The organism is bacterium (assembly GCA_022763185.1).
Lineage (GTDB): Bacteria > Bdellovibrionota_G > JALEGL01 > JALEGL01 > JALEGL01 > JALEGL01.
Genome location: JALEGL010000015.1, coordinates 150,709 through 165,357 on the forward strand (window position 1 = coordinate 150,709; position 14,649 = coordinate 165,357).

Genomic DNA, 14,649 nt, shown 5'->3' on the forward strand with positions numbered 1-14,649 from the left:
TTTCATGTTCCTATATTTTTTGAAGCGCTTCTTTGTGAGCAGCTATGGTTTGTTGCAAAATGCTTTCATCATGGGCTGTAGAAATAAACCAGCACTCAAAGGCAGAGGGGGGCAAATAAACACCCTGCTCCAACATGGCTTGAAAATACTTGCTGAATTTTTCTTGATGGCTCTGTTTGCTGCTTTCAAAATCATTGATATCATGCTCGGAAAAAAACAAGGTTAACATGGAACCGACGCGATTGACTTTGACTGCAACTCCAGCTTTCTGAGCTTCTTTTTCTAACTCTTCTTGCAGGTATCGGCTTCTGTGCTCCAAAGTTTCATAGGGACTTTCTTCTTTAAGCATTTTTAAAGTTTTAATCCCTGCTGCCATACACACAGGGTTACCAGACAAAGTTCCCGCCTGATAAACCGGACCCAAGGGCGCAATATAATCCATGATTTTCTTTTTTCCGCCATAGGCACCTACCGGCATACCACCGCCAATAATTTTACCCAAACACGTCAAGTCAGGCTTAATATCATACAAACCCTGAGCACTATGTTTATGAACTCTAAACCCGGTCATCACTTCATCAAAAATACAAACAATGCCATAATCATCACACAGTTTTCTAATAGCTTGTAAAAATCCGGGTTTGGGTTCAACCAAGCCCATGTTACCGGCAATCGGCTCTACAATTATGGCAGCATAATCTTTGGGTGATTGTTTTATGGTTTTCTCTAGCAAGTCAAGATCATTGTAAGAGATACTCATGGTATCTTGAACGGTTTCTTGTGGAACACCTGGTGAGCCAGGAATACCTAAGGTTGCTACACCTGATCCACCTTCAACCAAAAATGCATCTGCATGTCCGTGGTAGCAGCCATTAAATTTTAAGATTTTTTTACGCCCTGTATAGCCACGAGCCAGGCGTATGGCGCTCATACAGGCTTCTGTTCCTGAATTAACAAAACGTACTTTTTCTACACTGGGAACACTTTGGGTAACCAGTTTAGCCAACTCAATTTCAAAACCACTGCAAGCACCAAATGATGTACCGTTATGTAATGTTTTTTCTATTTTAGCCAATATGTCAGGGTGCGCATGTCCAAAAATAAGAGGCCCCCAGCTCATGACATAATCTATATAGCTGTTACCATCGGCGTCGGTGATTTTGGCGCCTTTGCCTTTTTCTACATAAAAAGGGTGTCCACCCACAGATGCAAATGAACGCACGGGAGAGTTAACCCCACCTGGCATTATTTTTTGGGCGGTGATAAAAAGTTCTTCAGAAAGCGGTCTTTTCATGGTCATGATCAGACTATAAACAAAAGCAGGCAGCGTGACAACTAAGGGATTTTTTAAAGTTATATTTTTTCAATAAGAAAACATTTCTACAAGTAGGGTGCTGACTTTTTTTTGTACTCTTAAGTCTATGCGTCCTAATTTTTTAATCATGCGTTTCTGATCTATGGTTCTTATTTGATCCAAGACAATCTGGCCTTTTTTATTGCTAAAGCTGCACGCTATTCTTGTTGGATAACTACGGCCTTTTGTGGTCATTGGAGCAACGACTCTAGTTTGAATGTATTGATTCATTTCATCAGGTGAAATCACTAAACACGGTCTGGTTTTTTTAATTTCATGGCCTACTGTAGGATCTAAGTTGACCAAAATCACATCGAAGCGTTTTCCTACCACTGCCATTCGTTTTCATCCCAGTCACTCTGTGTATGATTTTCATCCAACAAGCTATCATCTTGCATGGAATGCATGCGATTGAACTCTTTTTTCCAACCAGATCTTTTATTTCCAGCTGCATAAATAACCATACGTTTATCTTTTACCTCTACAATAACTTCATCTTGCAATTCACACTGCTCTAACAAAGCTTTAGGAATACGAATACCTTTTGAATTACCAATTTGTATAAGTTTTAATGTCATGCTTTCATTGTAATTACTTTGTATATACTTGTCAATGGCTAAAAACATAGCCTGTAAACCAGCAAGCTTTATGGCTAATAAAAGCTACAGCACAGCTTTTAGTATTAACGAAAGATCTGTTTTAAAGTTGCTGTTATTTTATTAACACGCTTAGTGTATGCCTATGTAAAGAAGTTTGTTGACTATTTTGTTGATTTTTAATGTGTGTCCACTGCTTGCAGGAGCAAAACATTCTCCATCCAAAAAAAACGATTATTGCTTTTTAGTTTAATCTTATAAGCAGACAACTTTGGCTATCTGCTTTTTTTACTTTATTATGGATGTTTCAGTAAAAATTAGGACAATACCTTTAAGCAAGAAAAAATACTCCATGTACAGCGACAGACCTTTCATAGGAGCATAGCGACTTATAAAGTGCACCTTACGGGAGTTTTTGGTAGGCTTTATCTGTCAACTGTTTGAGCTGATAAAGTAGTATTTTTTTCTTGCGTCCTAATTCTATTTTAAACGACTCTATTAACGCTCATCATGATTCATGCACTAAGGTGCACCTGAATGCTTATTTTGCTCTAAATTTTTTACTTTGTCTTTTTCTTAATGCTTTGAGGCGAATATCAATAATCTCTGGGTTGGGATAAAAGTTTTTGGCTTGCAAATAAAAGCTTTTGGCTTTGGCAAAATTATCCATGTCTTCATAGGCGGCTGCAATGTTGAATAATGCTTCACCCTTTTTATGATCTTTAGGAGTTTGCTCTAAGACTTTATGATAATATTCAATGGCTTTTTTTGGCTTGTTGCCAATATAAGCATTGTTAGCAATTGCAAAGAAGACTTCTTGGCTCTGGGCCTGGTTGGGAAAGTTTTTAATCAACTCCATGTACTCTATATCTGCTTGTTCATATTGGTTTAGCTTGGTGTAGCATTCTGCCATAGCTTTTTTTACCTGATACTTGTTGGGATAATCTGGTGAAATATCCAGTAACTTTTCATATTCGATGATGGCTTGGTCATATTGTCTGAAAATATCTTTTTGTATGTGGGCAATTTCTTCTTGAGCCAACAGGGTATAGTTGCCTACCGGAAATTTATCCACCAACATACTAAAGTTTTCATGGGCTTGTTTGATATCCAATAAAATATCTTGTTGAATTTTTGCAGCTCTATACACTGCTTGTGCTGCTTTTCTATGATCTGCATGTTTATGAGCAAATTTTAAATAGGATGCCACACTCTGATAATAGCGCTTATTGTGACGCTGTTTTTCTGCTTGATAAAAGGCATACTCTGCGCAACCCGTTAATATAAGCAAACCAATCAAGGATAGTATGGACATTGTTTTTTTCATCTATAAAGCGTGAATAACAAAAATTAATTGCACTGCCCATAAAAAAACCAGCAAATTCAATAATGCAATTTGCCTATCTTTTTAACCTGTCATTCAACAAGATTTCTAGACATAAGTTCATTTCCCTTTCAACAACTTGATGGCTCTTTATCATTATCCAGAGCCATCTCTTGTGAAACTTTGATCTAGAATTTGACTTTTATCCATACATGTCATGTCCACCATAGTGGTCATGAAACATCAAGGCTTATATTAAATTGCTCACTTAATTGCCCAGTATCCCTTGGGTACTCTGCTAGGTAAAAAGTATTACTCAACTCAATAACTCAAGACATAAAACCTTGTTTTGACCATCGATAAGAATTTGTTCCTGCAAGAACCTTTTGCTAAAAAGACTGCTGTAACTGGTAAGACTTATCTATTGTATCCAAGCATACGTAAAAACTTACTCATCCAAAGGCAAGTCTTCTTGTGCAGCTTCCTCATTGATGATTTTTGCTTGTGAGACCAGGCTTTCACCGGCTTTCACTTTCATCAAACGTACACCCTGCGTAGACCTTCCCATCACAGAGATACCGCTGGCTTTGGTTCTAATAATTTGACCTTGGTTGCTGATCAACATGACATCATCCTCATCACTTACTTGTGAAATACCAATAACCGGTCCATTTTTATCGGTTACCTTAATGGTGATAATACCTTTGCCTGATCTGCTCTGTGATCTATACTCTTTTGTATCGGTACGCTTACCATAACCTTTTTCTGTTGTGGTTAAAATGGTACTTTCTTCAGTAAGAACATTCATACCTACAACTTCATCATCACCCTTAAGCGTTATCCCTCTAACACCTCCAGCTTGGCGGCCCATACTACGCACATCTTTTTCACCAAAGCGAATAGCCAAACCATTTTTAGTGGCCAAGAAGACATCATTTTTACCATCGGTAATTTCTGCACCAATCAAACGATCTCCATCACTGATATTGCAGGCAATGATACCGCTTGAACGGGGATTGGCAAATTGCATAAGGTCCGTTTTTTTAATGCTACCCTTTCGCGTGGCCATCATGATAAATTTATTTTCTGTAAACTCTCTGACCGGTAAAATGGCTGTAATTTTTTCACTGCCTTTAAGTTGAACCAAGTTAACAATAGGCCTTCCTTTTGCCGTTCTTCCAGCTTGAGGAATCTCATGTACTTTTAACCAGTAAGCTCGACCACGGTCAGAAAAGACCATGATGTAAGAATGCGTACTGGCCACAAAGACATCGGTGACAAAATCTTCATCTTTAACGCCGGTACCCACTTTACCTTTACCACCTCGACCCTGACTTTTGTACAAACTGACCGGATTGCGCTTGATGTAGCCAGCATGGGTTAAGGTGACCACCATTTCTTCTTCTTCAATCAAGTCTTCTTCATCAAACTCTTGAATCTCAGCTTTGATTTGACTGCGTCTGGGATTGGCAAACTGTTCTTTGATTTCACCCAACTCATTGCCCACAATTTCATAAACCAAACGTTCATCGGCTAAAATAGTTTTAAGCTTTTCAATCAACTTTAAAATATCTTTATAGTCTTGAATGATCTTATCACGCTCTAGGTTGGTCAAGCGTTGCAAGCGCATTTCCAAAATAGCTGTAGCTTGTTTTTCACTGAGTTTAAAATTTTTACATAAGCCCGCTTTGGCTATGACTGGATCTTTAGATTTTCTGATCAAAGCAATGACAGCATCTAAGTTGTCCAAAGCAATTTTTAAACCTTCTAAAATATGAGCTTTGGCTTGAGCTTTTTTTAATTCAAATAAGGTTCTTCGTGTTACCACTTGTTTGCGATGCGCAATAAACAAGCTTAAGGCTTCACGCAAACTCACCACTTTGGGCTTATTGTTGACCAAGGCCAACATGATGACACCAAAAGAGGTTTGCATTTGAGTATTGGCGTATAGTTTGTTTAAAACCACCGCCGGCGTTGCATCACGTTTAAGTTCAATCACCACACGCATGCCATCACGATCAGACTCATCTCTTAAATCAGATATGCCTTCTATTTTTTTATCCCGCACCTGCTGGGCTATGGCTTCAAGCAATTTAGCTTTGTTGACTTGGTAAGGCAGCTCATTGACAATAATGGCTTGTTTATCGCCTTTTTTATTGATGGCTTCTATTGTGGTTTTTGCTCTGATTTTAAATTTACCGCGGCCGGTTTCATAGGCTTTTTTGATCCCACCTTTACCGTAGACTAAGCCAGCTGTTGGAAAATCTGGGCCTTTGACAATTTTAAATAAGTCTTTATCCTCCATTTTTGGATTGGCAATCAAAGCATTGAGGGCATCACAAATTTCTCCCAAGTTATGCGGGGGAATATTGGTGGCCATCCCCACAGCAATACCACTGGCGCCATTCACTAAAAGGTTGGGGATTTTTGCCGGCAGTACTCTTGGCTCATTTAAGGTATCATCGTAGTTGCGTGCAAATTCAACGGTATCTTTATCTATATCTCCTAAAAACTCTTCAGCAATTTTATCCAAACGAATTTCAGTGTAACGCATGGCTGCTGCGGCATCACCATCGACAGATCCAAAGTTACCTTGTCCATCCACCAAAGGATGACGCATGGAAAAATCTTGCGCCAAACGCACAATGGTATCATAAATAGCAGAATCACCGTGCGGGTGGTATTTACCCATCACATCCCCAACAATACGAGCCGACTTTTTATAGGGCTTATTATGGTAGTTGGACATTTCATACATGCCATACAAAACACGTCTGTGAACTGGCTTAAGCCCATCACGAATATCTGGCAAGGCCCGGCCCACAATGACGCTCATGGAATAATCCAAATAAGCGGCTTTCATTTCCTCCACAATGGATTTTGGTGTTTCTCTATCAACTGCAATTAAAGACATGACGATTGCCCTTCCTTCATTTTATTTTCAAAATTTAAGCTCGAAACAAAAAATAAGTTTCGTGAGATCCTTTTCAAACCCAAGCCTTGGGTTGTTTGAGCTGGTAGAAACTGTTTTTTCTTTGCTGTATTCATTGTTAATTGTAATTTCCAATCAAGGCCCTGCTTTTATACATCCAGGTTTCTAACCGCTAAGGCATTTTGCTCAATGAATTTTCTACGTGGGTCTACAGCATCTCCCATCAGTACAGTAAAAATTTCATCGGCTTCAACCGCATCTTCAATGGTCACTTTAAGCAAGTTACGCTTTTCTGGGTCCATGGTGGTTTCCCACAACTGATCAGGGTTCATTTCACCCAAACCTTTGTAACGCTGAATGTTCAAGCCTTTTCTGGCAAAACCAAGAATGAACTTTACCACGTCAAACAAACTGTATTTTTCTACTGTTTTGTCTTTAGTGACGAGTTCGTAACTTTCATCGACATAGGCTTCTATAATCTTTGCTTTTTTAATCAGGTTTTGCATACGCTCACTGTTCAAAAATGCTGTGCTAAGGACCGTATCTCGCTTGCTGCCTTTATCTTTACTGCTAATCGTACAAATCTGTTCACCGTCTTTTTCTTCAAGCTGATAGACAACTGGCATAATGTGTGGATAGTTTTCCTGCACATATGCGCTGACGTTTTTTTGCAGCTTTTCAAAATTACTTTTATTGCTGTAGGCTTCTGTATTGGCCAAACCTAGCATCAACAAAGCATCAATTACACGCCACTCGTTTCTTGCACTCACTCTTAATAGTAAGTCTTGATACTCTAGGTATTGCGTTACAAATTCCTGCAGTTTTTTCTTGGTCAGCTTTTGTTTTTTTGTGGTTAAATGCAGCTCTACATCCTCAACCACCAAGTCTAATAAATACCGATTTAACTCAGCTTCATCCTTAAGGTATTTTTCTGTGTTTTTCTTTTTGACTTTAAAAAGGGGAGGTTGCGCAATATACAAGTAACCGCGTTCAACAATATCCGGCATCTGTCTATAAAAGAAGGTTAACAATAAGGTTCGAATATGCGCACCATCAACATCCGCATCAGTCATAAGAATAATTTTGTGATAGCGCAGCTTTTCCATATTGAAGTCTGTTTTACCAATACCCGTACCCAAAACTTGAATCAGAATTTGAATCTCATTGGACTGAATCATTTTATCAAAGCGGGCTTTTTCTACGTTAAGAATTTTACCTCTTAACGGCAATATGGCTTGGCTTTTACGTTCACGGCCTTGCTTGGCTGAACCACCCGCAGAATCACCCTCAACAATGTACAGTTCACTTAAAGCTGGATCTTTTTCCTGACAGTCAGCCAATTTTCCTGGTAAAGATGAAAATTCTAAAGCGCTCTTACGGCGGGTCAAATCCCTTGCTTTACGGGCAGCTTCACGTGCACGCGCCGCTTCCACAACTTTTAAAATAATCTTTTTAGCTTCTCTTGGGTGTTCAGCCAAATAGTTGGTCAAGCCTTCATTGACAATGGTTTCTACAATACCTTTAACTTCTGAGTTCCCTAGTTTGGTTTTGGTTTGACCTTCAAACTGAGGATCGGGCACTTTGGTTGAGATAACCGCGGTTAAACCTTCTCTTACATCATCTCCAGAAGGTTTGTCTTTTATACCTTTGAGCAAATTGTTTTCCGCTGCATAGTTGTTGATACTGCGTGTTAAGGCTGAACGAAAGCCCACCAAATGTGTGCCGCCTTCAATGGTGTTCACATTGTTCACAAAGGTAAAAACGTTTTCTGCATAGCCATTGTTGTACTGAATGGATAACTCAACCTCTATGTTATCTTTGCTACCTTTTAGGCTGACTGGCTTATGAAAGGTTTCTTTGTTTTTGTTCAAATGCTTAACAAACTCTTCAACCCCGCCATCATACTTAAACTTTTGCTTTTTATCGCTGCGCTCATCCTCAATGGTAATGGTGATACCGGAATTCAAAAAGGCCAATTCACGCATACGGCTGGCCAAAGTCTCGTAAGAGTATTTGGTGACCTCAAAGATTTTTGCGTCTGGTTTAAATGTTATGGTGGTTCCGGTTTTTTTAGAATCCCCGGCTACTTTTAATTTGGTTTTGGGAATTCCGCGCTCGTAACTTTGTAAATGTTTTTTGCCTTCACGGTGAATTTCAAGCTCCAAAGTTTCCGATAAAGCATTAACACAAGATACCCCCACACCGTGCAAACCACCGGAGACTTTATAGGTTCCGTGATCAAACTTACCCCCAGCGTGGAGTTTGGTCAGTACCAATTGAGCGGCAGGAATTTTCTCTTTTTCATGAATTCCCACAGGAATACCCCGGCCGTTATCTTTGACCGTAATAGAATTATCTTCATGAATGGTTAAATTAACTTCTGTACAGTATCCAGCCAAAGCCTCATCAATAGAGTTATCAACAACTTCATAGACCAAGTGATGCAAACCACGGGTGTGTGTATCCCCAATGTACATGCCCGGTCTTTTTCTTACGGCTTCTAAACCTTCTAAAACTTTAATGCTAGACGCTGAATAACTTGATGTATCTTTAGCCAAAATCAATCCTTTTTCTTCTTTAAAAGAGTTCTTTTTAACTCTTTCCATTTTTGCAAAACTTTTTTGTTATACACGTCTTAGTAAACAATGGCCAGCATAAATTTATCAAAATTATCACAAAAAACACTATGAAATCAACAGGTTATATTGTTTCGCTTGATTTTATTTTTCACTTTTCCAAAGCTGTGATTTTACTGAATATTCAGGAAAGCTGGACTCAACAGACGCTTGTTTATAGATCGTTGCCCCCAAAGCTTGGCTTAAGCTTTCAATATTTTTATCCGCTGTCGTGATAAAGGTTTGATACTTTTGCTCATTTAAACGATCCAACAAAATTTTACGTCGCTGCTCATCCAAGGTGCCGCCAATATCATCCAACAATAGAATAATATTGTGTTGGATGTTTTGGATAAAGCTAAGCTCTGCAAATTTAAGTGCTAATAGAGCAGAGGACTTTTCTCCTTGAGAGGCATAACTGGACAAAATTTTTTCATTTAACATTAAATGAACATCATCTTTGTGACAACCCAATAAAGTTCTGGTTAAAGCATGCTCCAAACCTGCTTTTTGCTCTAGACTCTGAGCAAAGTTATCTTCATTGGCTTGATAATGCAACGTCAACAAACCTTTACCATCACTGATACTTGTATAATAATCTTCTATCCAGGGTTTAATGTCCGCCAATAATGCCAAACGGTGTTTCCTGATCTGATCATTCAACTCAATCATTTGTTGATGCCATGGGGCCACTTGATCCAGATAATTTTTTAGACTTAATTGAGCTTTGAGCAAACTGTTTTTTTGACTGAGCGCTTTTTTATAGTTTTGTAAGCAACTTGCGTGAGCTGCATCTTGGTAAAACAGCATATGGTCTAAGTAACTTCTTCTGTATTGTGATGAGCCGTTAATCATAGCAATGTCTTCTGGAATTAGAGAAATACAGGCAATGTCTTTGCAAAAATCACTTAAACTTCTAACTTTGTTGGCGTTTTTTAACAATTCTTTGCTGCGCGCTTTAATTAAGACTTGACGGCTCTCATCTTCACTAAGATGGATCTGTATTTTACAGTAGTCTTTATCTTTTTGAATAAACTCTTTTAAACGACTGGTCTTAAAAGATTTTCCCGTCAAAGCAATGTAAATGGCTTCTAAAACGGTAGTTTTGCCGGTACCATTTTGGCCAACAATAACATTCAAATGCGACTGGGGCTGAATTTGACACAAATCATAAGGACGCGCGTTTTCCAATTTCACTTTCTCAATACGAATCATGCCTTGCCAAACCTACCTGCATCTGCACAACTGTTCAAGTTCAATGTGCCTCCACCTTTTTTGCCATATTTTGCAAATCGGCCGTATGTCAGATTAAACTTTATTTTTATTGACTTAAAATTGCACTAGGGTCATCGGTAAAAACAGCATCAACTTTCAACTTGATGGCTTGCTTGTATTGTTCACGTGTATTAATACCAAACAAAACAACTTTTGCTCCTTGGGTCATTTTTTTTGTACACTTTACTGCACCTCTGTCCCAAAGCTTGAACCAAAGGTCTGTTTGTGAGGAACCTAGAGCAAATTTTTCGAGCACCGTCATTTTTCTGGCTAGCTCAAACCCAACCCAAGACTCTTTGCCTTCGTCTATACATTGATTAGAGTTTTCATGATTAAGAAGGCGAGCCCTTGTTTCATCTCTGCTTTCAAACGTAATGGCTTCTGGCTTTTTTTCTTTGAGTAGCTGCAAATGTTTTGCATTGGTTGAGTAAAAAACCAAACGAGACCAATCTGTATCTGATATTGTTTTAATCAAAGCATTCACTAACACTTCTTCTGGTAGAGATTTCATATCTACAATCATTGTATCATCTGGAAACTCTTCTAAAACCTCTTGCAAAGTTGGAATTTTGAGATTCATTGATCGGAAAGGGAACTCATTATTTTTTTCAAATTTGTACGCTGCATTTAGCGCTTTAATTTCACTTACCGTAAGATCGCTAATTTTTCCATTCCCATTGGTCCACTTGGATACATTTCTTGCGTGATAGACAACTGGAACTTGATCTTTACTGACTTGTACATCCAGCTCTAAAGCTTCTGCTCCTGCATTCTTAGCTTGTTTAAAAGCGTAAATGGTATTCTCGGGCCATATTTTTTTTGCACCTCGATGCGCAATAACCATTGGTTTAGCATAGACTTCATTAAACAAAAATGAAACCATAACAATACTCAAACACTGAGCCACTTTAGACATGAACAACCTTTCCTTAAAAATAAACACACCATCCTAAAACAACTTCATCGGTAATACTTATGATTTATTATGTCAATTGCTACTGTTAAAAACAAGCTTTTACCTTTTGTAGGATGAACTCAAAATTACTTAAGTCTGAATCATTGAAAGAACCCAATAAAAAAGGGACCCCGCAGGGTCCCTTTTTTAAGCTTTCTTTGGATAAAAAATGAGCTTATTTACCTTCTTCATCAGCAGGCATGACTTCTTTTTGTACATCCAAATTTTTCTCTACAGTCACTGTATCTTTAACAACAAACTCAACACGTCTGTTTAAACGTCTGTCTTCAGCAGTTTTTTCAGGGAAGACTTTTGGATTTTCTTCACCATGACCAACGGCTTTTAGTTTAGAAGCCTCAATACCTTTTCCAGCAAGGTATGCTGCTACCGCTTCAGCACGTTTTTGACTTAAAGATTTGTTCAAGGCTGCTCCACCAGTGGTGTCAGTGTGTCCATGAACAGTAATGGTAGAAATCTGATCCATAAATGGTGTTAGTTTCTCAGCAGCACTGTCTAAGATTGCATGACTTTCTGGTTTAATTTGAGCACTACCACTGGCAAAGTTGATCTCACGAACAACACTCAACTCTTTTTTAACCACTTCAAGCTTTTCTTTGATAACTTCTTTCATTACCTTTGGCTCTGGAGTTGGCTCAGGTGTTGGCTCTGGAGCAGGAGCTGGCTCTGGGGCTGCAACTGGAGCTGCGCCACCTAAAGCAAGCTTAAGACCACCATAGTAACTGAAGTCTTGACTTTCAGACTCGCCAATACCATCCCATGATGCACCACCAAATAGAACAGCTTTGCCTAATTTAGCTCTCAAACCACCACGAACAACAATTGGATTTTGATCATCTTCATAATCAATGACATTGACAGATCCTAAACCTTCTAAGTTTAAACCTAAAACATCTAAAGAACCTTTGTCTTGTACCAAGTCTATGCTAGCTGCAGCACCCCACTCAATACGGTTATCTCTATCAATGTTTTGAAAGTTTGCGTTACTGGCATGAGTGTAACCAGCATTAGCGTATAAACCAACACGGTCCGCAACTCTGGTATCAACCAAAAATCTACCACCAAAAGCATAACTGTCATCTGACACAAAGTACTCTATGTCACCTGTTGGTAAAGTAGCATAAGGCATAACAGCAAAAGCCACTTTTGAATCATCACCGCTTAACCTTACTTTGGCATGAACTGTAACATCACCTACTGTCCAACTGTCTTGGTCAGAAGCTCCTGTTGCTGTTGCACCAACTGAAGTTAGATTAACATGGTGAACAGGTACATCAACACCTAGTAAAATTCTTGGGTTTATTAAGATACCAAAGCCAGCATTGATGGTTTGAATATCATCAATCAATTGATCTACTTGGGTACCGCCTGATGAAATGGCCAGTGGATCATTTTGATAATCATAAGCAACACGAAAAATAAAACGTGAACCATGCTCGGCAAGCTCACTGTTTGGATTAAGTGCACCGTGAACACTCACTGTTTCCAGTGTGTTAGAAAAATTAAATAAATGCGTATCTACTTGGTCAGCAAAGCTCGCGCCGGCTAACAAGAAGGACGCAATTAATAGTTTCAATTTTGACATTGTTTGTATACTCCTTCTTTTTATTAAACATTTAGCTTGATTTATTTAAGTCGTACTGCACAACAAAAACAAGCCTTGCATAACGTCTTGAAAGTCTCTTAAAAAAACCTAGTAAAAGCAAGCTTTTTTACTATTTTTTAGTTTTTGTTATTGAAATCATAGCTTTTTTTAATGCATTTGTTGTTTTTCATAAAATACAAATATGATTCTTGACCTCTTTAAAAAAAAAATGCAGTTTCTATCGTATGAATCAATCATTACTATTAGGCAGTGGTGGCACCAACAAAATTCCAGAGCGAGTGAATGCCTGGAAAGAGGCTGTTAAGCAACACAGTCAAAAAGCTAAACAAGTTGTTTTTATTCCTTATGCCCTGGCTGATCATGATCTTTATGAACAAAAAATGCAGCAGTACCATGATGATCTTGATTGTGAACTTGTAGGGATTCATCAATTTGACTCACCAAGCAAAGCCATTGAGAAAGCCGAAGCCATTTATATCGGTGGCGGAAACACTTTTAGACTGCTGTACCGTTTGCAGGAATATAAATTGATTGAAGTCATACGTGAAAAAGTATTGTCCGGCATGCCATACATAGGCATCAGTGCTGGAACTAACGTAGCCTGTCCCACCATTGCCAACACCAATGATATGCCTATCATGTGTCCCCCCAATGGTTTTGGAGCATTAAGCTTAATTCCATTTCAAATCAATGCCCATTATACTGAAGGCAAACTGTATTACGGCCCAGACCAAGACAACTTGCAAGCTTACGGCGGTGAAAGCCGTGATGACCGCTTGCGTGAATACCATGAAGAAAATGACACACCCGTCTTAGCCATGGCTGAAGGCGCTTATTTAAAAGTTGAAAATGGGCGCTATACTTTAGGCCCTGTGGGTTATGCCAAGTTATTAAAGCCAAAAAAAGATCCTGTTGTTTTTAAACAAAACTCTCTTGTCACCATACGTTAGGGTGACTCTAGGCTTTAAACTGATATCAAACGCTATCTAATTGTTTTACTCTATTGCGTAATATTTAAATCACCACTGGCGCTGCGCATGTATATGGTCCATGCAGCGGTAGTCTTTTGTGCAATATTGGTTTTAACCCGGCCACTGGCGGCTTTATGATCTATATTTATTTCTGATACATTTTTTGGAAAATGAACATGAGCATCGCCGCTACCAGATTTTATGGATACTTCACCCTTGTTTTGCATTCTTTGATTAAAGGATAAATCAACACTACCGCTACCGGTAATAATATCAACGCTGCTTTTTAAGCCAGTGGCCTGTATGCTCCCACTGCCACTGCGGACAGTAAGCATTTCCGGCACTGCATGCTCAGCGTAATCAAGCTTTATTTCACCGCTGCCGGTCATAAGCTTTGCTTGTCCTGATATACCTTTAACCTCAATATCACCGCTACCTGATTGAACATCCAGTTCATCAATCCAAGACGACGTATAGTTTAAATCCCCACTGCCCACATTGATCTTGGCTTCTCCGTGTACGCCATCAGCCCTTATGTTGCCGGAACCAACGTTTAGTTTTAAATCCAACTTTTTTGGGACTTGGATATTGAATTTAACTTTACAGCCGTCTCGCCAGCGTTTTTTAATTTTTTTAACTTCAATCACCAGACGCTCAGATTTTTTTTCCATGGTCAGTTGACAATGCTCAGAAAATTTAAGTTTTTCATAGTCAACCGCCAGTTCACTAACTTTACCTGCTGTAATAACTAAGTCACCCGATAGATTGTTGACGTGCAACTCTTTTAATCCCTCTGTGGAAAAGCTTTTACTTTGCGCATGAACTGCGTTGAGAATAAGCGAAACCAAAACAAACATGAATGTAATATCTTTTTTCATTAGGCTTAAAAGCTTAATCATTCTTTTTGCTTTTGACAAATTTTATAAAATCCAAGTGCTCTAGATTATCTGAGTAGTTGACATAAATTAAAGCTATTTTGTTTTGATCAAACTATGTTCAAAGT

General features: G+C 38.7%; 11 protein-coding genes. 1 reads left to right on the forward strand and 10 read right to left on the reverse strand.

Going from position 1 to position 14,649, the window contains the following annotated elements; all coding sequences use genetic code 11:
* Positions 1 to 10: 10 nt before the first annotated feature.
* From hemL to MRY82_10300, 9 genes are all read right to left on the reverse strand, one after another.
* On the reverse strand, positions 11 to 1,294 hold the full coding sequence (gene hemL, locus MRY82_10260; protein MCI5073303.1) for a glutamate-1-semialdehyde 2,1-aminomutase: 1,284 nt from the start codon (positions 1,292 to 1,294) through the stop codon (positions 11 to 13).
* Positions 1,295 to 1,363: 69 nt separating this feature from the next.
* Positions 1,364 to 1,693, reverse strand: coding sequence for a type II toxin-antitoxin system PemK/MazF family toxin (locus tag MRY82_10265; GenBank protein ID MCI5073304.1), 330 nt, complete (start codon positions 1,691 to 1,693; stop codon positions 1,364 to 1,366).
* A complete protein-coding gene (locus MRY82_10270; GenBank protein MCI5073305.1) occupies positions 1,681 to 1,980 on the reverse strand; it encodes an AbrB/MazE/SpoVT family DNA-binding domain-containing protein in 300 nt (99 codons plus the stop codon). The genes MRY82_10265 and MRY82_10270 overlap by 13 nt, the downstream gene beginning before the upstream one ends.
* A gap of 511 nt (positions 1,981 to 2,491) precedes the next feature.
* The gene (locus tag MRY82_10275) at positions 2,492 to 3,265 is read right to left on the reverse strand and encodes a tetratricopeptide repeat protein (GenBank protein ID MCI5073306.1); all 774 of its coding nucleotides are present in this window, start codon (positions 3,263 to 3,265) and stop codon (positions 2,492 to 2,494) included.
* Positions 3,266 to 3,722: 457 nt separating this feature from the next.
* Positions 3,723 to 6,188: a DNA gyrase subunit A gene (gyrA, locus tag MRY82_10280; protein MCI5073307.1), complete on the reverse strand. Its 2,466-nt coding sequence runs from the start codon at positions 6,186 to 6,188 to the stop codon at positions 3,723 to 3,725.
* Between the two features lie 167 nt (positions 6,189 to 6,355).
* Positions 6,356 to 8,812 carry a DNA topoisomerase (ATP-hydrolyzing) subunit B gene (gene gyrB, locus MRY82_10285; GenBank protein ID MCI5073308.1) on the reverse strand — a complete coding sequence of 819 codons (2,457 nt, stop codon included), beginning with the start codon at positions 8,810 to 8,812 and terminating at the stop codon, positions 6,356 to 6,358.
* A 114-nt stretch (positions 8,813 to 8,926) separates the two neighbouring features.
* Positions 8,927 to 10,036, reverse strand: a complete 1,110-nt coding sequence (gene recF, locus MRY82_10290) for a DNA replication and repair protein RecF (GenBank protein MCI5073309.1) — start codon at positions 10,034 to 10,036, stop codon at positions 8,927 to 8,929.
* A 106-nt stretch (positions 10,037 to 10,142) separates the two neighbouring features.
* Entirely contained in the window at positions 10,143 to 11,012 is an 870-nt protein-coding gene (locus MRY82_10295) for a hypothetical protein (protein MCI5073310.1), read from the reverse strand.
* A 214-nt stretch (positions 11,013 to 11,226) separates the two neighbouring features.
* The gene (locus MRY82_10300) at positions 11,227 to 12,654 is read right to left on the reverse strand and encodes an OmpA family protein (protein ID MCI5073311.1); all 1,428 of its coding nucleotides are present in this window, start codon (positions 12,652 to 12,654) and stop codon (positions 11,227 to 11,229) included.
* Positions 12,655 to 12,899: 245 nt separating this feature from the next.
* Between MRY82_10300 and pepE the strand changes: the two genes are divergently transcribed.
* Complete coding sequence (gene pepE, locus MRY82_10305; GenBank protein MCI5073312.1) at positions 12,900 to 13,625, forward strand: dipeptidase PepE; 726 nt, start codon at positions 12,900 to 12,902, stop codon at positions 13,623 to 13,625.
* Positions 13,626 to 13,675: 50 nt separating this feature from the next.
* Here pepE and MRY82_10310 read toward each other — a convergent pair whose 3' ends face one another.
* On the reverse strand, positions 13,676 to 14,524 hold the full coding sequence (locus MRY82_10310; protein MCI5073313.1) for a DUF4097 domain-containing protein: 849 nt from the start codon (positions 14,522 to 14,524) through the stop codon (positions 13,676 to 13,678).
* Positions 14,525 to 14,649: the final 125 nt, after the last annotated feature.